The 19,873-nt window shown below is 36.4% G+C and carries 15 protein-coding genes and 1 pseudogene; 5 read left to right on the top strand and 11 right to left on the bottom strand.

Features of this window, described 5'->3' with window-relative positions; genetic code table 11:
• Positions 1–44: 44 nt before the first annotated feature.
• The 4 genes and pseudogenes from J2S08_RS13140 to J2S08_RS13125 all read right to left on the bottom strand — a co-directional run.
• Positions 45–1,757: a histidine kinase gene (locus J2S08_RS13140; RefSeq protein ID WP_307230213.1), complete on the bottom strand. Its 1,713-nt coding sequence runs from the start codon at positions 1,755–1,757 to the stop codon at positions 45–47.
• 341 nt (positions 1,758–2,098) lie between these two features.
• On the bottom strand, positions 2,099–3,223 hold the full coding sequence (locus J2S08_RS13135; protein WP_307230211.1) for a response regulator: 1,125 nt from the start codon (positions 3,221–3,223) through the stop codon (positions 2,099–2,101).
• Between the two features lie 778 nt (positions 3,224–4,001).
• Positions 4,002–5,582: a bifunctional metallophosphatase/5'-nucleotidase gene (locus tag J2S08_RS13130; protein ID WP_307230209.1), complete on the bottom strand. Its 1,581-nt coding sequence runs from the start codon at positions 5,580–5,582 to the stop codon at positions 4,002–4,004.
• 341 nt (positions 5,583–5,923) lie between these two features.
• Positions 5,924–6,102 (bottom strand): annotated as a pseudogene (locus J2S08_RS13125) (IS200/IS605 family element RNA-guided endonuclease TnpB); the annotation flags it as partial.
• A gap of 277 nt (positions 6,103–6,379) precedes the next feature.
• Between J2S08_RS13125 and J2S08_RS13120 the strand changes: the two are divergent.
• Positions 6,380–6,790 carry a hypothetical protein gene (locus tag J2S08_RS13120; protein ID WP_307230207.1) on the top strand — a complete coding sequence of 137 codons (411 nt, stop codon included), beginning with the start codon at positions 6,380–6,382 and terminating at the stop codon, positions 6,788–6,790.
• A 178-nt stretch (positions 6,791–6,968) separates the two neighbouring features.
• Here the strand turns inward: J2S08_RS13120 and J2S08_RS13115 are convergent, their stop codons facing one another.
• Positions 6,969–7,142 (bottom strand): LapA family protein, encoded by a 174-nt coding sequence (locus J2S08_RS13115; RefSeq protein ID WP_307230205.1) that lies wholly within the window; start codon positions 7,140–7,142, stop codon positions 6,969–6,971.
• Positions 7,143–7,456: 314 nt separating this feature from the next.
• On the opposite strand from J2S08_RS13115, the gene J2S08_RS13110 reads away from it, so the two are divergent.
• A complete protein-coding gene (locus J2S08_RS13110) occupies positions 7,457–9,604 on the top strand; it encodes a YhgE/Pip domain-containing protein (RefSeq protein WP_307230202.1) in 2,148 nt (715 codons plus the stop codon).
• A 44-nt stretch (positions 9,605–9,648) separates the two neighbouring features.
• On the opposite strand, the gene J2S08_RS13105 is transcribed toward J2S08_RS13110, so the two are convergent.
• Positions 9,649–10,221 carry an NADPH-dependent FMN reductase gene (locus J2S08_RS13105; RefSeq protein ID WP_307230200.1) on the bottom strand — a complete coding sequence of 191 codons (573 nt, stop codon included), beginning with the start codon at positions 10,219–10,221 and terminating at the stop codon, positions 9,649–9,651.
• 702 nt (positions 10,222–10,923) lie between these two features.
• Between J2S08_RS13105 and J2S08_RS13100 the strand changes: the two genes are divergently transcribed.
• Positions 10,924–11,793 (top strand): hypothetical protein, encoded by an 870-nt coding sequence (locus J2S08_RS13100; RefSeq protein WP_307230198.1) that lies wholly within the window; start codon positions 10,924–10,926, stop codon positions 11,791–11,793.
• Positions 11,794–12,008: 215 nt separating this feature from the next.
• On the opposite strand, the gene J2S08_RS13095 is transcribed toward J2S08_RS13100, so the two are convergent.
• From J2S08_RS13095 to J2S08_RS13080, 4 genes are all read right to left on the bottom strand, one after another.
• Complete coding sequence (locus J2S08_RS13095; protein WP_307230196.1) at positions 12,009–12,614, bottom strand: nitroreductase family protein; 606 nt, start codon at positions 12,612–12,614, stop codon at positions 12,009–12,011.
• A gap of 305 nt (positions 12,615–12,919) precedes the next feature.
• Complete coding sequence (locus tag J2S08_RS13090; RefSeq protein ID WP_307230282.1) at positions 12,920–13,129, bottom strand: YwbE family protein; 210 nt, start codon at positions 13,127–13,129, stop codon at positions 12,920–12,922.
• A 111-nt stretch (positions 13,130–13,240) separates the two neighbouring features.
• Entirely contained in the window at positions 13,241–13,963 is a 723-nt protein-coding gene (locus tag J2S08_RS13085; protein WP_307230194.1) for a sigma-70 family RNA polymerase sigma factor, read from the bottom strand.
• A 228-nt stretch (positions 13,964–14,191) separates the two neighbouring features.
• On the bottom strand, positions 14,192–14,989 hold the full coding sequence (locus J2S08_RS13080; protein WP_307230192.1) for an HAD-IIA family hydrolase: 798 nt from the start codon (positions 14,987–14,989) through the stop codon (positions 14,192–14,194).
• 1,161 nt (positions 14,990–16,150) lie between these two features.
• Between J2S08_RS13080 and J2S08_RS13075 the strand changes: the two genes are divergently transcribed.
• Positions 16,151–16,849: a response regulator transcription factor gene (locus tag J2S08_RS13075; RefSeq protein ID WP_307230190.1), complete on the top strand. Its 699-nt coding sequence runs from the start codon at positions 16,151–16,153 to the stop codon at positions 16,847–16,849.
• Positions 16,850–17,060: 211 nt separating this feature from the next.
• On the opposite strand, the gene J2S08_RS13070 is transcribed toward J2S08_RS13075, so the two are convergent.
• Entirely contained in the window at positions 17,061–17,987 is a 927-nt protein-coding gene (locus tag J2S08_RS13070; protein WP_370875688.1) for a DUF1002 domain-containing protein, read from the bottom strand.
• A 743-nt stretch (positions 17,988–18,730) separates the two neighbouring features.
• On the opposite strand from J2S08_RS13070, the gene J2S08_RS13065 reads away from it, so the two are divergent.
• Positions 18,731–19,756: an ABC transporter substrate-binding protein gene (locus J2S08_RS13065; protein ID WP_307230186.1), complete on the top strand. Its 1,026-nt coding sequence runs from the start codon at positions 18,731–18,733 to the stop codon at positions 19,754–19,756.
• Positions 19,757–19,873 lie beyond the last annotated feature (117 nt).

The raw sequence follows: 19,873 nt of genomic DNA, 5'->3' as shown, positions 1-19,873 counted from the left end.
GTAAAAATCGTAAGTAGGAACGTTGATATATTTCAGGATTACTGTCAATCTATGTTATCCTTGGGGATCTTGAATGTGATTTCTGTACCGATGTTTTTCGTCGTTTTAATAGATAAACCTGTACCATAAAACAGTCTTAAACGCTGATCCGTCGTATGTAAACCAATACCACTGCCCATTTGATGCTTTAAAATCGCTTCAACACTTTCATTTGTAAAGCCGACACCATTATCTGCTATAGTAATATGAATGAATTCTTTTTCTTCCTTGACACTGATCCATATATCTCCACCTTCTATTCGTTTCATAATACCGTGATGAACTGCATTTTCTACAAGTGGCTGCAGCGTTAATGGCGGAAGCATGAAGTTCAGATTCGAAGGTATATTCATGTGCACTCGAAGTCGATCAGCAAACCGGGCTTTTTCAATATATAAATAAGACTTGACTAAGGCTAATTCTTGTTCAAAAGGAACTACCTGCTTTTGGTTTTTTTTATCGAAGCTTGTTCGTAAATAATTGCCAAATTCCATTAACAAATCATGTGTTTTATCAGAGTCAACTTCACCAAGTGCGGCAATTGTATTTAATGTATTATATAAAAAGTGCGGTTTAATTTGAGCATGCATCACACTTGATTGTAATCGAATTCTTTCCAGCTCAGCAGCTTTCATTCGCAAAAGTGTTTGCATTCTAGCTGTTAATTCGACTTCTTTGATTGGTTTAGAGATATAGTCATTCATTCCCGCTTCATAGCCTGCCTGTATGTCAGTTGCTTGTACTTGAGCAGTCGTCATTAGAATTGGCAGTTCAATCATTGAAAATTGTTCCCGAAGCCGGCAGCACAATTCATATCCTGACATGGTTGGAAGCATTACATCAATAATCGCTAAATCCCATGGCGACTTCTTTTTTAATGCTCTTAATACTTCTTCTCCCTCTGACATAATTGTCAGCTGATATTCTGGCTGTAGCGATGAAAGAATAGCATCCTTGCTAATTGGATCATCCATTACAACCAATATGCTTTTTGCCGTCGGTAAAACGAGATGATTGCTTAAAATCTTTGGATGAGCTATACTTTCGCTTTTTGGTAAAGTCTTCTTCTTAATTGGAATCGTAAAATAAACACTCCAGTTTCTATTGCCTGGTGATTGTATTGCTATTTCCCCACCAAGCGTCTCTACTAGTTTTTTACATATATACATTGATTCTTCTACTTCAATTAGATTCCCTGCAAGGGAACTGTGGAAAGCTTCCGAGGCTAAAGATGTCTTGGCATCACATATTCGGACAAGCATCATCTCTTCTTCCACACTTGCACCAACAACAAGCTGATTTGTTGTTGATAATTTAACTGCAATAAAGAATATTTCAGAAAGCAATTGCGTGAGTTGCTGTTCATCTGCATATACCTTGGGCAAATGAGATGGTACATGATTGATAAATTTGCATGAACGAACATCTTCTTGATACTTCATTGTCTCTAACAAAACGGATACGATCGTTTGCAAATTAAGATAACGATAATGAAAAAAAGCGGTGTCCTTAGTCTTTCTTACTTCTTCTATTTCATGTAACATCTGCATGAAACGCAACCCAACATATATCATCAGTTCATCATTTTCCAATTGTTTGCCATTGCATTTTCTATTTTGCTCGTTCATCGTTGATTGTGTTCTATTCATGATGTCTTGGATCGATGAGAAAAGCTCACGAAATAAGCTAGACAGCATTTCATCTTTTATTTTCTCCATTTTTATCAATCCTTCACAAATGCTCTCACATCTATCATTGTTATCGTAATGGAGTTATGGCATTATTTCTTCAATTCCTCCATTTTCTATTAAAAGTTGATCTATTCATTAAACTAAAATAGTCTGAACATTTTCTGAACATAAAAAACAAAGATATGGTATTTAAAAGCAATTATTCAAATTTATAAAAGTTATGCAAAAAATCCAAAAATATGCGATTTATCTAGACTTCCAGTTAGATACAACGAATATTCTCTTTCTCTTCTCGTTTTTCTCTTTTCTTTACAATAACTAAAATGCAATTTAAAAAAACGGTCAAAGACCGTTATTGACTTTGTCTATCAGATTGATTTCAACCAGTTGCGATACCAAATAATAACCTCTTTCCTCGGATCAATTCCTAAATCAAAGTGAAAACGTTCCATTAAAGCTTGATACTCTTTTATAACTTTACTCTGATATCCAAGGATTGCATTCACCTTCATTAAACCAAGGTAGCCATCCTCTAAATATGGATTTTTCGCTTGAATTTGTTTATAAATGAGGATCGCTTCCGTATATTGTTCATTCTGTACAAAAAAGCTGGCCACTTGTTTTGCATGTTCAAGCCAAATAAACAATAATCTTTCCCGTTCACCTTCCGCCCATATATAAAGATGCTCAGCTAAATAATCGCCGCGATATAACTTCATCAATGCTTGATGTTGTTCAATTGTTTCTAAAGATACTCGGGGCAGCGTTCTTACTCCTGCTTCCCACTCCTCTATATCCAACTTCATTCCTTCCATTTCAATACGATATCCTTCATCCATATAGGAAATACGTATCGCTAAACCGTGTTTTTTAATTGTACTTCTAATTTGATAAATAGTTGTATGAAGATGTGGAATCGCCTTCTCCAAATCACTATTCGGCCATAATAAATCAATCAGTGCCTCTCGATGAATGGTTCGTCCTCGATTCTGAACGAGATATGCGAATAACTCCTGTGCTTTCATCGTTCTCCAGCTAATTTTTTTCGTTCCAATCGAAGGATTTGTATAAGAAATATGTTGAAACAGGCAGAGCATTTTTGTTTCAATAACCTCCTGCTTAATTTTTGGTTTCTGTTCACCTTTAAGTATACGTGATAAAGTCTTTGCCAATCGTTCTTTTTGCACAGGTTTTAACACGTAATCTAATGCATTCAGCTCAAAAGCTTCAACCGCGTATTCATTGTAAGCAGTGACAAAAACCAAAGAAATATCAGGTTTTTTCTGCATCAATTTATCTGCCAGCATCATCCCATTTACTTCTGGCATATCAATATCTAAAAAAACAATGTCTATTTCTTGATTGGATACATATTGCAACGCTTTACGAGGATCTTGAAAGGTCTTAACGATTTTTATTCCGTTAAATTCCTTCAATAGCCTTTCTAGCCTTTGCAAAGCAAGAGGCTCATCATCTACAATAATTGCTTGCATGTTTCTATACCTCCTTTGGAGCAAAATCCTAATCATCCTCAATGAGAAGTGCTCTATATTGCTCATCCAGAACAATCAACAACGTCATCCGTTTTTATGTGATAGGCACCTCATCCTATGTTAGGATGCATACAATTTTTTCACATAATGGAGAGAGAGGGAATTTCCTTTTACTTGAAGTAAACCGTTTTCAATTCAATAAAAACTATTTTATGTAAAATTGTTAAGACCTACTTCATGCACACTTCCTTTCCTCTCACTCTCATTCTATCATAATTCTTTTGTATTATATTATTAGTATTAATCTTATTTTATAGGTATAAAGTTATTTAAATCTTTTCCTTTCGTTAAAAGAAAGTAATATTTTTTCATAAAGATGTCATTGTAACACTTGCTATTTTGCTATTTTGTTTCCCTGCTGGTTTTTATGGTATTTTTTCAGTTTACTGCATTCGCTTGATGTATTTTCCATCGCTGGACATTGCTGCTGTCAAGGCAGAATTTCATCAAATTTTGTTGCTAAAAACTCAAACCTAGCAACAAAGAATCATCCTTCATATTCAGTCATATAGGACATTTTTATCATGAACAATTCTGGCATTATTACATTTCTTATGAACACCGTATTATGAAACGCTCAAAAAGAAGGGTGTATGAGTGTTTAAAAAAGGCGATAACGAATGGAGCAAACGATCACATACAAAAAAAGAGATGGCCAGAAAAGAACACTTGACACTCGTTTCTGTCATCCCTCATCAATCCACTCATTTATAGAAACTTAATCATATATTACTTTCCAATTATGGTTTACTGTTGCTTTCACTACTTTTTTCTCTAAAAAGTAATTAGCAATAAGCTCGGAAACATCAATTGGAATTTCTTTTATAACAGGTTTATTCTGGTACATGAAGTAGTCGCCGCCGCCCCCAGCCCGATAGTTGTTCATGACAACATCAAATTGTTGATCCATCGCAACTGGTTTTCCCTGATATTCCAGTTTCACAATTCGCTCGCCAATTGGTTTCGATATATGAATAAGGTAATCTATCCCTTCCCACATATCGTAGTTGTAGTGCTGCGGCTTAGGAGTTGTGAAAGACGGATGTACTTCAATAGTACCATTGCCATCATATTGTTTAAAATAGGATGCCGAGCGCTCTAATGCATCTTTCATATCTTGTCCAGTAATCCGAATTACTTTTAACGTATTCGGATAAATATAATTGGATACGACATCTCGCATTGTTACATTTTGTGGAAACCCCGGTGATTTGTTATCAAAAAGAGCGGTCGTAGATATATCGACTTCTGCAGCAAGCATTTGTACATAGTTAATAAACTCGATAAATGGGTTATCCTTCATGCGGATTTCCATTGGATCTTTTACCGTCATATCGCCTTCAATTTTCCCAATTGGTTGGTCTAGCCATTTTTGTGTTGCTCGTTCATAGGATTCCGTTAAAGACAATATATGAGGGTCAGCTTCAACTGTTTCCGTACTTAAAAGCATAGAACAAGCATCAACACATTTCCAGCCAGTATTCTCTTTTTGTAGCTTAAGCGTTGCTTTTCCTAGTGCAATACCATTGCAGCCTGGTTGGAGAACAGCTACCCCGTTGATTTTTTTTCCTGCAATTGGACGATGTTGATGTCCTGTTAATAATAGATCAATTCCCTCTACTTCTTCACAAAGCTGGTAGCCTTGATTCTCTCCGGTAAGCCTTTCAGTCGGCTCTCCAGTATCAAGATCGCGTTCAAAACCGCCATGATAAGAAATGATTACAACATCCGCTTTTTCTTGTTCTCGTAAAAAACGCACCCATTTTTTAGCTGATGAAACAGGATCCTCAAACTTCAGCCCTACAATATGCTCCGGCTTCTCCCAGTTTGGAATGTAAGGAGTTATCAAGCCAAGAATACCGATGCGAACACCTTCTGGAAATTCTTTTATGAGATAAGGCTGCCCATAAAAAGGTATTTGCGTTTTTTCATCTAAAATATTGGCAGATAGCCATGGAAAATGAGAATCGCTTATTGCTCTTTTTAAGAGCTCCTGCCCGTAGTTGAATTCATGATTGCCAAAAACTGCGGCATCATACTGGAGCTCATTTAGTAGTTTTACCATTGGGTTTGGCTGGTCTGATTGATATTTAGCGTAATGATATGCAAGCGGCGTTCCTTGAATCAAATCACCATTATCAATAACGAGAACATGTTTGTTTTGTTCTCTTTCTTTTTTTATTAATGAAGCTATTTTCCCCAGCCCAACATTTGCATGCTCATTCGCTGCATAATGAAGCGGGTATATATTACCGTGAATATCACTCGTCTCTAGTACTGTGATTGATAATGATTCCATCTTTTTTTCTCCTTCATTTTTTTCCTACAAGTCAAGATCCCTCAAAATTTTAAGGTAGCGAAGAAATCTTAACTGAAAGTCAAAAGTCCGATTCGTCCAAGGAAAGCTTCTTGAATCAGCAGCGAACGAAAAAAAGTGGCTTCCTTTTTCGAAGATTGTCTCGATCTTACTTAGCCTTTAGTCTTATCACTATCATAGCTGACCGATTCCATTCATACGAGGTGAAATCTACATTTATTTTCCTCTTTTTTAGAATATTATTACTCAGGCATTTTAGTACTGAAAGACTCTGATTTGAACTACTCACCACTTAACACCCTTATGGGTTGTTTGAAGTGGGAGATTCCTAAGTAGTATTTTCCACTTGGATTCCGTCTAATAGTCGCATTAAGAATACGACCTTCAACTTCACGACTTTTAGCAAAACGAACAAGACCAAGTTTAGGCAACTTCATTCTATTACCTACAATGGCAATTTTCCGTTTGTATACTTGGTTGTGTAAGATTGAACCTTGTTCTTTATTAGTGTTCGTCCGAAAATAGGTACAAACAGCGCTGCCAATAATAGCCCTGGAATCGTTCGAATGAGATTCATTAAAATCTGGAAAGCTTCAGCATCAATACATCACCTTTTCTTTTTGAAAACAATGCTTTTTTAGCTCAGGGAGCCTTTATATTGAGAAGGTGCGCCTCTATATAAAAGTTTCATTTTCACTCTCTTTAAATATGCTATAATAGGGAAAAGTTTTATAGCAATCATCATCTTACTCTTGCCTATGGCCTAAGGAGGTTTTCTATTGTCATCTGAATATATATTTATTATTGCTTCGATCGTTGCAATATTCTCGATCTTGACTATTTTTAAAATTCAATTAGAGAAATTAAAAGCGAATCCTGAAAATATGCAAAAAATTCAACTTACATTTTTTATTGGCATTGCTATCGCGGAACTAATTCCAGTCATCCTCCTCTTTTACGGAATAATGAATATTACACCAGTTGCTGCGCTTAGCGAGCTGTATGTACCGGCTTTTGTCATTTTAGCTGTTATGGCATTTGGTTCTTTTTTTGTTTATCTCCAAACAAAAGCGGATGTGTCGGAAGATGCAAAAAATCTAGTAACTAGCTTTGCTTTTGTAGCAAATGCCGTCGCAATGTCAATTCCGATTATCTCCCTCGTTGGATTATTTATGATGTTGCCGAAATAAAGCCTTGTTTTAAAATAGCTTGATCCTCGATGCGGTTTTTGATCATGCCAATAAGGAGGATCTCAAGCTTATTACTAACTTGCAAGACCCGTCCGATCCCTTATGCGACCACTTCAAGGCGTCCATTTCAACCGCTTTACACCTTGCACTAGAAGCAGGTTCAAGCGGTTTTTTATCACTACTTTTTTCCTCCCTTCTTTTTTCTATCTGTTAACTGCTCAAGCTCATTTTTTAATTTCTTGTTTTCATCCTCCAGCCTCGCAATTCTGCGATTTATTCGGTAAAAAACTGGTGTATAAATGATCACGATAATGACAAGCGTCAGTAAAAAAGAAACAGTCGAATCCTGCACTTTGCACATCTCTCCAATCTATTATTTCTTTTATCTTAACAAGGATAAGGATGAATTGAAATAATCTTTTTTCCATTGGATTTTTTTCTAAAAAAATAGCATTGGATTCTTCATAAATATAAGGCGTTTCTGGAACTGAGCGCCAATTATTCCTCCCTTTCTCAAAAATATATGCGACTCCATTACTTTCATTTGACTAAAATTCGAATGTAATACATAAAACTAAACGGATAAATGAAAGCAAAAATATTTTGATAAAATAGCGTACTTAATCCTCTACCATTAATGGAAGTAGGAAAGAAAGGGAGTAAAGCGTGAAAAATATTTTTTATATTTATAAAAATGACTTGAAAAGCATCATCACCAACTGGGTGACAGCGGTGATCATTGGCGGACTGATTGTCTTGCCCTCTCTCTATGCTTGGTTCAACATAAAGGCATCATGGGACCCTTACAGCAATACACAAGGGATTCTCATTGCTGTCAGCAATCAAGATGAAGGAACGAATATTCGTGGACAGGTAGTAAACATTGGCAATGAAATTGTCTCCTCGTTAAAAAAGAATAAAAATTTAGGCTGGACTTTTGTTAATGAGGAGGAAGCATTGAAAGGTGTAAAGGAAGGCGATTATTACGCTAGTTTAACAATTCCAGCTGATTTTAGTAAAAAAATCGGAACTGTGTTAACGGATGAATTATCTAAACCGACCATTCATTACTATGTAAACGAAAAAACAAACGCAATTGCGCCTAAAATTACGACTAAAGGTGCAACTGGGGTCGTTGAAGAAGTAAGTGCTAATTTTGTTAAAACTGCCAATGAAATGATTTTTAAAATTTTTAATGAGCTTGGCATTGAATTAGAAAGAGAATTGCCATCAATCCGTGCGATAGAAGAATGGATATTTAAAGTGGAAGAGCATTTTCCTGGCTTTGCAACAGCAGTAAATAGCGCATTGGAAGATGCACAAAAAGCAGAGGAAATCGTCGGCATTGCTCAAAAGAACCTTCCAATCGTAGCAGAAATAGCCCAAACTGGACAGCAGCTGACCGAGAGAATCAATCAGTTTTTAGATAAAAGTGAGGCCCATGCAAAAACAATCGGACCTAATATCAAACAGGAATTATCATTAATAGAGGAAATGGCTGCATCTAGTACGCAAGTAATTGATCTATTAGAACAATCAGACTTAGAACCAAACGTAACAGTGAAAAGCATCGATCAAACAATTGCAAAACTAGAAACATCCATTAGTATCATAGATGCACTTCTACAGTTGTTCAATAAAATAAATGAACTTGCTGGCAGTACAGTGCTGGAACCAGAAATGAATAAGCTTTCACAAGCAAAAACAAACACTTCAGCTCAAATTCAATTATTAGCGACCATCAAAACAGCTATTCAAAATGGAGAAAAACCCGCATCCGATCTTATTCATACAGTAAAAACACGGATGGATGAGACAACGGGCATTATCAAAGACATTCGCAATTTGTATGAGGCAGAAGGCCAAAGTATACTTGAGAACTCTTTTGGGCATGCACAGAAAACATCTGCTGAAGTCCAACAACTACTAAATGAAGCAACGAGTACGATACCAACAATTGAAAAAATGTTAGATGATGCTGTTAAAGGACTTGCTATTGGAAAAACAGAAATTGCTGAAATTCAAAAAAGGCTCCCCGAATTGCAAGCAAAGGTAGTCGAGTTTGCTAATAAAATACGTGACTTTAAAGCACGGGAAGATATTGATGAAATTATAAATATTTTAAAAAATGATTACGAAAAGGAAAGTGACTTTTTCGCTAATCCTGTCCTTCTAAAGGAAAACAAATTATATCCGATCCCAAATTATGGTTCTGCGATGTCGCCATTTTTCACCACTTTATCTTTATGGGTTGGCGCCCTATTGTTAATCTCTCTTATCCATGTAAATATTGCAAAGGGAGAAAGATACAAAAGCTATGAAATATATGTGGGAAGGTTCTTCACATTTTTAACGATTGCTTTACTACAATCATTCATCGTGACGATGGGGGACATCTTTCTTTTGAAGGCATATGTTGTAAATAAGGGATTCTTTGTTCTATTTGGTTTGTTGATTAGTACAGTCTTTATGTTAATCGTCTATACTTTTGTATCTGTATTTGGAAATGTAGGGAAAGCACTGGCAATTATATTGCTCGTCCTGCAATTGGCAGGCTCGGGAGGCACCTTTCCAATTCAAGTGACTCCACCATTTTTCCAAGCAATTAACCCCTTTCTTCCATTTACCTACGCGATTAGCCTCTTGCGGGAAACAGTAGGTGGAATGCTGCCAAATGTTGTAATAAAAGATTTATTCATGCTTGGCATCTATGCTATATGTACGTTACTTTTTGGACTCGGCCTAAAAAAGCCAGTCAACCGCTTAACTGCTAATATCGCGAAAAAAGCAAAGGAAGGCGACTTGATTCACTAGACTAAAAAACATCTGGTGGAAATCCTGCTCCACCAGATTACAACTTATTTCATTAATTTCCTGTTTTTAGACATCATTAAATAATCGCGAAATACTTCGATCATTTCGTTAAAGCGATCTTGAATGTCTTCATCTATAATCTCTCCTTGATCAGAAAGATGTTCTGGATTTACATATATATAATTTGGTGTGACATAAGACCGAAAATAATCGAGAATCGGCTTCAATTGGTTCTCAACCACAAGATAATGCTGGTATGTTCCGCCGTTTGCTAAAATCGATACTGGCTTATATTTCATTGCGGTCGGCGGAATCAAATCAAACACATTTTTTAAGACGCCTGGTATCGAGTTTTGAAAGATCGGTGTTGCAATAATATAGGCGTCATATGCAATAAAATCCTCAATCAATTGCCTCGTATCCTTATTATAATCTGCAATAGCCCTGCCATCACAAAATTCTAATGAGAGTTCCTTTAAATCAATTATTTTGATGTCATCAACCTCTTGTAATACTTCTAGCTTTTTCTTCGCTATTTGCAACAATGCAGAAGCGGTATTACCGATGATCGTTCCACTTACTAAGAGAACCTTCATGAACAACAGCGGTACTTTCACAAGAGAAACCGCCCTTCACTTCCTTTCTAAATTGATTTCCCATGCATATTGTTTCAAACATCTTTGTCTATGTAAATGCTCTATCAGGCTGAAATCAACTCCTACTTTCGGATGAGGTAAGCTTCAATGATGTATTTCCCTTCATCATACCCTAAAAAATGAACACGACAAAAAACTTGTTTTATCCATCTAATTTTCCTTCCATCTTCACATATTTTATTTTGCATCTGACAAAATCACTAAAATTGGAACCTTTTTCGATTTCAATCGTCTATATATATATGGGATTAATACATGTAAATGATTAACGATAGGAAAACGATCAATTTTTTAGCTGATCACTTACACATACATATTGGAAGTTGGATGAGATACTGCCCTATTTGATTTGAACAAGCCCCTAGATAGAAGCGAGTCTGACCCATTAAGATTACGAATTGCAATCCAAAAACATAAAGTGAAACTTCCATCAGTGGGGGTTTTCTCTCATCCCCCATACAAAGGATCTCAAGCTAAAAGCGCGGTCGCAACGCTTGAGTGACCTACGTTCTGTAGGCCCGAACCAATCGGACATTTGACTTTCAGTTATCCCCCACCTAGACTTCTTTGATTCCTCTTACTCTTGAGGTGGGTGTCTTACTGCCAGTTAGATGTGGGATAAAGAAAAATTTCTTCAAGTATTGGATGAAAGAGGGAAAATAAATGACTGCTAGCAAAGAATTTATTCATATTTGCAACCAATATAAACATCCTTCTTTTTATGTTGCAAAATTCCCCGAAAAAATAAATAAAAATGTACGAAAAGCATTTCGTCTCCCAAAAGATGAACAACTTATTGCATTCTTAGACTCTTCTATTCTAAGTAATGGCAAAAGTGGTGTTGCCTTCTGTACATCAGGAATTTTTTATAAATGGATTAATGAGAAATACGTCATGTCCTGGGAGCAATTTGATCAATTAGATTTCACACTAAAAGGAAATGCTTCTAGTATTATGTTTGAAAATGGCTTCGAAATGAAGTTATCTGGCAGTAATTTTGAAGCGGAGACGTTTTCAGCCCTTCTAGAAGATATAAAAGGCTGGTTAAATGAGGAGACTAAAAAAAAAATGCTCCCTCTCGACAGATTTACTGAAACCTATCCGAAAATAAATATCAGTGAACATACTTTGCTTGCCATCTGTTCGAACTATCAAAACGAAAAGAAAAAGTGTTTTGCCCATCCGAATATTCCTATAAAAATGGTCAAAACCTTAGTAAAAAAATATGCTGTTCCCGCTGAAGATAAGATCGTATTAGTGATTGATACGACTATTTTTGGTTCTAGCAAACAAGGTATCGCGATTTGTAAATCAGGTATATATTGGAAAAATGATTTTACAGTTGCTTCTTGGGAAACCTACTTATCATGGGAAGCATTTCTGCAAACAGACATTCAACTAAATGGTAAATATTATATCGAGATAGGCGAAGGGAATCTGATCTCTCTTGCAGGTGCACGTATGGAGAGATATGACGTATGGAGACTGCTAACCTCTCTACAGTATGAATTAAATGAATTTAACGAGGCATAGCTACACAACCTATCAGTCTCTTATGTATTTTTACTTTTCATTCTCTCATCTAAAACTTCCATCATTATTTGTGACGATATCCTATAGTTTCTAAGAATGTTGAAGAAACTTGCAAAAAAATCAGGTGGGGAATTTCCCCCATCTGATCGGAAGTTTAAGCTTAATAGTGTCTAAAAAATTTTCGAGACAGCCCCCAAATTTGACCTTTTTAATATTTATACCCAGCGTACGACTTCTTCAATAGGCAAGAAAGCACGGTCATCAACTTCTTCAGCTGGCCAGCCAAACGGCATTTGTGCAATCATTTCCCATTCACTTGGAAACGCCCATTTTGCTTTCACCTGTTCGTCTATCAAGAGATTATAATGGTGCAAAGAAGCGCCAAAACCATTAGCTGTTAGTCCCAGCCATGCAGCATATTGCAGCATCCCACTGCCTTCATGGGACCATACTGTAAATTGATCTTTGTATGTAATATATTTTTCACGCAATTGTTGTATTGTTTTTTCATCTTCAAAAAAAAGAAGCGTACCGATTCCACTTTGAAACCCTCTTATTTTTGATTGTGCAGCCTCAAAACGATCTGGAGCCGCTTTCTCTTTTAATGCTTGTACGACCATTTCCCAGAAATCCACATGTTCTTTTTCTAACAGAACAGCTATTCTCCCGCTCTGCATATTAAATGCAGATGGAACATGAAGTGCCATTTTGACCACATCTTCAATCTTCTTCCTATCTACTGCTGGTTCATTCCCTACCTTGCGAATAGAGCGCCGTTCGCATACTGTTTTGTACAAGCTTGCTGTTTTCAAAGCATCCATTCATATACACTCCTTCTTTTCATAAAGTGAAAATTTCTCTTCTCCAATATAATTTTAAGCCTGTTCACCCTACGATTTCAAGCAACATAACATGATATATCGTGATTCTGCTTAAGTAGGAAAAACGATAAATCTCAGTGATAAGTGAACCTTCCATCAGTAGGATTTTCTTTGAAAACAAACATTGGTTCATCTTCGTCTCGATCGATCTTTTGCTAGAATAGAGGGACGCTCACTTCCCATTTATAAGAGGGATAATTACTACAAGGCACAGCCCTTTAGTGGACTGTGCCTTTTAAATATTGCTATTCCTCTCGACCTGTACTAACAATCCGTTTTACTCTCCCAATTCGCCCGTCTTCCAAGCGCACTTTTACGCCATGGGGATGAAATGAAGTATTTGTTAGAATGTCTTTTACATGGCCACGAACAGTTTTACCTGTCCTCTGATCTTTTTTTAAGACTATCTCAACTTCGGTTCCTGTTTGTATGTCTTTTCGGTATTGTCCTTTCATTATGCTCATGTATTGCTCCTTTGAGGGGTAATTGACTCTCGCGGATGAAACAATGTATTAAGTTTTTTGGCAGGATACTGCGTCTGTACTAGCTTCAATGAAACAATAGGTTTATCCAGCGCAAACGAATATATCTTTGCTTTGCCAACGATCCACCTTTGGTATGTATAGCATATTGATTGTATTTTTTTCGATAGCGCGTTTAAACGTGCAATTGTTTGTACTTGAAAGCATAAAGATGGAATCGTTCGATTGTTGCATATGAACTGGCAATTGAATAACCAATGTAGGATCATTTGTCCAAAGTGCATAAGCAACAATTTGTGCTACTGTCTCTACATCATGATCTGCAGCATCTGCTGTTTCCAAATGTTCTTTTTTCTTTAATCTTTTTCTTGCTCGATGCAGCATTGATTTCACAGCAACTTCGCTCATCTTCATTAACTCGCCAATTTCTTTTATTTGAAAACGAAACACGTCTTTTAAAAGAAAAGCTTTCGTTTGCTGCAATGTAAGTGTTGCTGCTAATACTTCGGATATTGCCCATAGCTGTTCAAAGCTGCTTTCCTCACTGCATTTTTCTTTCAAGTTTTCCGTCATTATCTCAGTGTTTTTCCTCAAACGATCAATCCATAAATGTTTTGCTGTTTTTTTAACATAGGAGGATGAGAGAGATTGTTTCATCAAGTTCTTTTTAAAAAGAAGCTTTAACATTGTCTCCTGTGCTAAATCTTCCCCATCCCATCTCGAACCAGTTAAAGCGATGCAGTACATTTTCAAGGAACGATAATGAAGATCATAAAAATCTTGAGCTTGATGCTGAACGTGTTCCATTCCTTTCCTCCTCGTCTATGTATCATAGCGATACTTATTCTCTATAATAACGAGTTAAACACAAGAAAAAGATACGGGTGCCATAAAAAAAAGATGGTGTTGATAAGTTTGAACTTCGATTTATCATGTTTCTTCATTAATAATATATCCATCCACGGCGAAATTAATTTTTGGCTCTATATGCTCTATATCTTATCACAACAACCTATGGTTTTCATTTTTCACTCCTCAATTAAGATGAGAATGAGTGTTTCCTCTCTTCAGCATACTGAGCAAATGATCATAAGTATACGTTGGTTTACTATGATTCGTATGATAAGCAGTCACGCCGCTCTTTACTAAAAAGGTGTCCATACCTAGTGCCTGACCAGTCGCTATGTCAGTAAATGGCGAGTCCCCAATAAACAAACAATGTGCGGGGAGACTTGTGAGCTTTCTGCGTACAACTTCCTGCATCCACAACGATGGCTTCCCTACATGAATCGGTTTTTTTTCTGTACATGCTTCAAAGATTTTACTGATTGCACCAGTGTCAGGGACTCTGCCAAAAGGTGTTGGGCAAGATAGATCAGCATTTAGTAATACAAGCTTCGCACCGCGATCAAGCATTTGTAAAGCAATAGCAAAATCATGATACTTCAGATCATTATTCATCCCTAATATGACGTGACTGCAAAAAGAATTGGCTTCATCAGGAGCTACAACGTCCCATCCTTTTTTTACAAAATGTCTTCGTATTCTCGAACCTACTAAACCAATCATTGTACCAATATAATGTTCTGCTTGCAGAAAAACTGCTAAACTGTCAATTGGTGTGATTACTTCTTCTTGATAAGCCCAGATGCCCGCTTGCTTCAACTTTTTTACAATTGATCTATGAGTAGCCAATGGAGTATTGGTAACAAAAAGAATCTTTTTTTTACGTTGTCTTAAATATTGCAACACCTCTATTGCCCCTGAAATGGGCGTCTTTTGAAGCAAAAGTGTCCCATCGATATCAAAAATGTACGTCTCATAATTCAGCATTGCTATCTCTCCTCCCAACTGAACCATTTTTAACGATAAAGGATTAGGGAAAAGTACTTTATCACACCTGATTCTATAAGATCTACAAAAGTGAACGCTATGAAACATAGCGACAGCACGTCTACATGGCAGATAAGAGAAAGTCTATACTGATGGAAGTTTCACTTATTTTTAAAATATGATTTTTGGATGCAAACAGTGCCTTAAATATTTCTTATGTGAAAAATTGAACTTTCATTAGGAACGTGAACAGGTAAAATACTCCTATTTTATTGATTTATTTGCGAAATATTCATAAAATAAAGACGAAAAGTCTTCATTTTGTAAATAATTTTCACGTTAACTCGCCATTGTGTCATCTTATATCGATTTCCCGACTTCTTTTTGTCCACTTTCCTATTTTTTGTTTAAGTCTTTAGACCCTAGTTCATTTAAGCTACTTTTTGAAGGCAAACAACGAGAAACCCCCATCGCAATAGTATGCGCTTTTAGTAATACTATCCTACAATAAATATCCTGTGTTGACAGTATAAAAGTCATTCCTCTCTTTTTTCAAACTATGTCTATCGGTTTGCTTTTTACGTTAATTTCCCTGAATTTACACTATATATAAAAATTTTTTTTTATAAAATGGCCCATTTTATCGATTGTGTTAATGCGTATTAATCGCTTTATTTGTATTGTGGAAGAAAGTATTTCCATGGAAAATTGCGGTTTTTCTTCCTTTGTACCCTGATCCTTGTTATCCATGCATCACTAAAAAAAGAATACTTGCATCAGTAGAGAGTTTCTCTCCTCTCCCTATGCAGAGGGCTCAAGGCTAAAAACGCGGCGTCCTCGAAAAAGAAGGACATTTTTTCTTGTTGAAAGCTTTCCTTCTCTTACTAGCACGAATCAATAGGGCATTACCGAATAGAGGTGAGAAAAATTTGCGGCTACTGTTATTACTCACTTCTACAAAGCTGGGATATGGAATAAACATTCGGGAAATTCATTTGACAAGAATCAATCTTTACAAACTGATTTTTTAAAACGGTTAGTTTCCTGAATATTTATTACGTTACAAAAGATATTTCTATGTAGAACCCCAAACATCGTTTTGTAATTCCCTATTCTTTATGATTGGGTTTTTATACTGTTATTCACTTAGGGAGGTTTGTTATGTTGTACAGCAAAAAAAAGAAAGAAATGAATATTGTTGAGTTTTCTAGTAACGAAGATTTGCGGGAAAGCATTTTAACTGCTTTAACAAAGGTTATGGGTGCAAGTAAGGAAAGCGAGGATGAGATTAAAATAATTTATAATCAGGAGGATTTCTTTGAGGCTGATATTGTCATCCTTGGACTTAATGCTTCACAAGAAGAGGATCATCGTCTTATCAAAGAGGCGAAATTATATATGCCCTCGGCAAAAATATTGGTTGTCTCGAGTGGCGGCCAATCGAAGGAATTAATTCATTTATTTCAATTAGGGGTCAACGGCTACATATATCAAGAGGATCTTCACGTACATTTATTTAAAGCAATCATGTCTATTGCAAAATACGACTATTTTCTATCGTCGAAAGATCATCATACCTTTGTCAAAGAAATTTTGCGATTAAAAGAAGAGTTAAGTGCTACATCTGAGTTTACTTTAAATAAGTATGTCGCGAGCAAGTATTTATCTAATCGGGAATGCGAAGTATTCGAACTCATACTGCAAGGGAAAACATCCGTTGAAATTAGCAAAAAGCTTTTTATTTCTTTATCTACTGTTGCTGATCATACGAACTCGATTTTTAAAACGTTTGAAGCTAATAATAAAATACAAGCGATTGTTGAAGCAATTAAAGCTGGGGTAGTCTCTAATATCAGATGAAATGGAAGCGATTCATACGGATATAAAGGATCATGGCAAGATATTTACGCCTTTTTTAGTCCAGAAAAGTAGGTGTTCATAATGCAAAAGATGAATATTCAAGAAATGTTAAGCTTCCCTTCATCTTTTAAAACTGGCAATCTAACATCACTCTCATGATTAGATTGTAGGATGAGGCGGGAGGCTTAACAAGCCCCCCCCTGTACTTCTCTTAGCCAAATAAACCTTTAAAGAAGCCTCCGATTGCTTCAAAAATGCCTTTAAAAAATTCGCTGACACGATTCCAAAAACCTTCATCCCCTACTACTTCTTTCATACGTTTTTGAATGTCCTTCGTTATATCATCTAATTGTTTTTTTACATGATCAAAATCAATATCGAGCGAGCGCATTTTCTCAAAAAGATTAATCAAAAGCTGGCGGTCTTCTTCGTTTAATTGAATCTTTGCTTTCTTTAATTGCTCTTCTACTATTTTTTCAATTTCCTCTTTCGTAGCTGGATTTTGTTCCGCAATTGCTTTTTTAATTTCCGTTAATAATTCACTAACTTTCTCTTGATCTAGACCCTCTTTTTCAGCTAAATTAGTAGCAATTCCCAGTTCCTCATTTGCTACTTCCATTCTGCCTTTATCCAGTGCTTCTCCACTTACTTCATATGCTTTATAAATGCCAGCCAATGCGGAATGTCCGCTCACTTTCACTGGCGATGCCACTTCTACATTTGCATCTTCTACCCCAGCTGTCAATAAAGCATTTGCATACATTTCATTGGTTACTTCAGTAATATTTTCAGGTGTAACCCTCGTAATGACGAGACCTTGCCCTTTTTCCTTGCGGGTTATTTTAGCAGAAGAAAACATGCGTGAGTTCCTGTCTTCACCATCGATATAAGTGACAAGGTCTTCTCCTGTAACAATCACTTCTTCTACTAAATTTTTATCCTTTACTTTTAATAGCTTCCGCACTTCTTCCTTTTGAGCATCGGTAAGCGTTCCTCCATATACCACAATCGGCAATCCAAATTTTTCATTAATGCTTTCATCATTATCTGCTTGGTCAGCAGCTGCTTTTCCAGTCATACCAACGCTAAGCATCACAAGGAAAAGACATGCTATTATATATTTTCCTAACCGTTGCATGATCATCTTATAGTCTCCCTTTTGGATAGAATGTTTTTTTACGATTGATGTAGAACATCAAAATATCAATATTGATTCTATCTTATCAAATGCCTTTATTTTTTCCACCTGTTTTTTTCGATCAATATAGAATTCCTTTCGAAAAGTTGACATAAATAAGCGTTAATCCTTCAAAAGGGATGAAAATACGTTTTAAAACACCGTGTACGGTTATCGATCACCAGAAACAACTTGAATATCTTTTCCGTTTATTTAACCCTATTTCCTTTTTATTTTGGTCCCCTATGATACATCCCTCTAAAAAGACCTCCATCTCAGGGAGTAAGAGGAATCATGAAAGTCAAATGTCGGATTGGTTCGGGCCGCCAGGATAAAGAAAGTTTCGAATCAACATCCCACGAAGAAAACGTTTCCTTTTTCGAACGCTTGTAACTTTTTTCTACTTCTTATCAGTAGGGGATGAGAGACCTCCCCCACTTATGGAAGTTTCACTTGATTTAATTGCCTTGTCAAATGAAGGATGAACGTGTTCTTTTGGAGCATCCTCTCGTTATCACTAGGATTTGGATGGGATAAGCTAGAAGACATGTGAAAAACTTATCATAAAAAGCATCTTCCCCAAATATGGCTAAATATGACTGTTAAACCATTTTGAAATTTTCACCCTATTAGTATAGCGTTAATAAAAAGCAGTTTCCTTTAACATTAAGCTGCTTTCAATTATTTAGGGGGTAGTTATTTCCGTGAATTATTTGAAAAAAAAATTGTTTAAAAGTATTTTCATTGTTTTTATTTTTACACTTGCTGCCTGTAGTGCTAATCAAGAAAGCAATTCTAATAAGGCGGCTGGAGAGAAGGACAATAAAACATTTATGTTTGCTGATGCAGGGTTTGATAGCCTCAGTTTTCATAATGAAGTAGCTGGATTTATTCTTGAAAATGGATTTGGCTACCAAACTGATAAGATGCCTGGCTCGACTCCTGCCACAATACAAGGCTTGGGGAATGGAGATATTGACATCTATATGGAAGTCTGGACAGACAATGTGATAGAACATTACCAAAAAGTGCTTGATAGCGGCGATGCGATCCAAGTTGGCATTAACTACGATGATAATGCTCAAGGAATCTATGTACCAACTTACGTCATAAAAGGTGACCCTGAACGTGGAATAGAACCGATGGCCCCTGATTTAAAGTCTGTCGAAGATTTAAATCAATATTGGGAACTCTTTGAAGATCCTGAGGATGCAAAAAAGGGGCGAATTGTCGGTGCTATTCCAGGTTGGGAAGTCGATCAGATCGTAGCCAATAAGGTCGAAGGCTATGACTTAGATAAAAATTACAATCTTTTCCGTCCAGGTTCTGAAGCAGCTTTAAGCACTTCAATTGTAACAGCATATGAAGATGGAAAACCGTGGGTTGGCTATTATTGGGAGCCTACATGGATTATGGGAAAATACGATTTAACATTACTAGAGGAAGATCCATACACTGAAGAAGGCTGGAAAGCGGGAACAGTTGCATTTCCTCCAATGGATCTTGCTATTGCTGTAAACAAAGAGACCTATGAAGCATATCCCGATGTTGTTCAATTTCTTGAAAAATATCAAACATCGAGCAAATTGGTCAATGAAGCTTTAGCTTATATGCAAGAAAACGACGCATCAACAAAAGAAGCTGCGGTCTTTTTCCTCCAAGAGCACGAAGACATTTGGACAGAATGGCTGCCGGAGGATATTGCATCCAAGGTACAGGCTGCGCTTTAATTTTCTTGCTGCAGTTTTATCCCACATCTAACTGGCAGTAAGACTCCCACCTCAAGAGTTAGAGTAATCGAGAAGTCTAGGTGGGAGATAACTGCCAGTAAATGTCCGATTGGTTCG

The organism is Bacillus chungangensis (assembly GCF_030812995.1).
Lineage (GTDB): Bacteria > Bacillota > Bacilli > Bacillales > Bacillaceae_C > Bacillus_CF > Bacillus_CF chungangensis.
The sequence above is the reverse complement of the archived record's forward strand: the minus strand, read 5'-3'. Positions and strand labels throughout refer to the sequence as shown.

What these genes read in the sequence shown, in the direction of transcription:
- J2S08_RS13100 (WP_307230198.1), top strand. Translation starts at nt 10,924, where the DNA reads ATGACTGCTAGCAAAGAATTTATTCATATTTGCAACCAATATAAACAT.
- J2S08_RS13080 (WP_307230192.1), bottom strand. Translation starts at nt 14,989, where the DNA reads ATGCTGAATTATGAGACGTACATTTTTGATATCGATGGGACACTTTTG.
- J2S08_RS13090 (WP_307230282.1), bottom strand. Translation starts at nt 13,129, where the DNA reads ATGAAAGGACAATACCGAAAAGACATACAAACAGGAACCGAAGTTGAG.
- J2S08_RS13130 (WP_307230209.1), bottom strand. Translation starts at nt 5,582, where the DNA reads ATGGAATCATTATCAATCACAGTACTAGAGACGAGTGATATTCACGGT.
- J2S08_RS13075 (WP_307230190.1), top strand. Translation starts at nt 16,151, where the DNA reads ATGTTGTACAGCAAAAAAAAGAAAGAAATGAATATTGTTGAGTTTTCT.
- J2S08_RS13085 (WP_307230194.1), bottom strand. Translation starts at nt 13,963, where the DNA reads ATGGAACACGTTCAGCATCAAGCTCAAGATTTTTATGATCTTCATTAT.
- J2S08_RS13135 (WP_307230211.1), bottom strand. Translation starts at nt 3,223, where the DNA reads ATGCAAGCAATTATTGTAGATGATGAGCCTCTTGCTTTGCAAAGGCTA.
- J2S08_RS13070 (WP_370875688.1), bottom strand. Translation starts at nt 17,987, where the DNA reads ATGCAACGGTTAGGAAAATATATAATAGCATGTCTTTTCCTTGTGATG.
- J2S08_RS13095 (WP_307230196.1), bottom strand. Translation starts at nt 12,614, where the DNA reads ATGGATGCTTTGAAAACAGCAAGCTTGTACAAAACAGTATGCGAACGG.
- J2S08_RS13140 (WP_307230213.1), bottom strand. Translation starts at nt 1,757, where the DNA reads ATGGAGAAAATAAAAGATGAAATGCTGTCTAGCTTATTTCGTGAGCTT.